1 protein-coding gene is annotated in these 338 nt (G+C 35.8%); it reads left to right on the forward strand.

The features are described 5' to 3' along the window. On the forward strand, positions 1-325 hold a 325-nt coding region (locus HMPREF1551_RS11590; protein WP_021629347.1), incomplete at its 5' end, for an RteC domain-containing protein. Positions 326-338 lie beyond the last annotated feature (13 nt).

Here is a 338-nt window from a genome sequence, read left to right on the forward strand (position 1 = left end):
AAGGAACTCTCCGATTATCTTTTTTTTTCGTACTGAAGTTAAAGAAGAAAAACTACTTTTAGAAGCACTAAATCTTCAGTGGACAGGCAAAAAAAGCCAACTAGTAGAACTCATCTATGGATTACATTCTGTTGGATGTATCTCTTATGGAAAACTCCCTATTAGTCAGATTACCAAAGTATTCGAGAAGCTCTTTAAAGTAGAATTAGCAGAGCAGTACCATGTTTTCCATCGTATGAAAGGACGTTCAAAAAGTCTCACCCCTTTCCTTGATGAAGTAAAAGCCTCTTTACTGGTTTATATGAACAACTCCGACCAAAAGTAGTTTTGCTAACTTC

The sequence above is a fragment of the Capnocytophaga sp. oral taxon 863 str. F0517 genome, assembly GCF_000466425.1.
Lineage (GTDB): Bacteria > Bacteroidota > Bacteroidia > Flavobacteriales > Flavobacteriaceae > Capnocytophaga.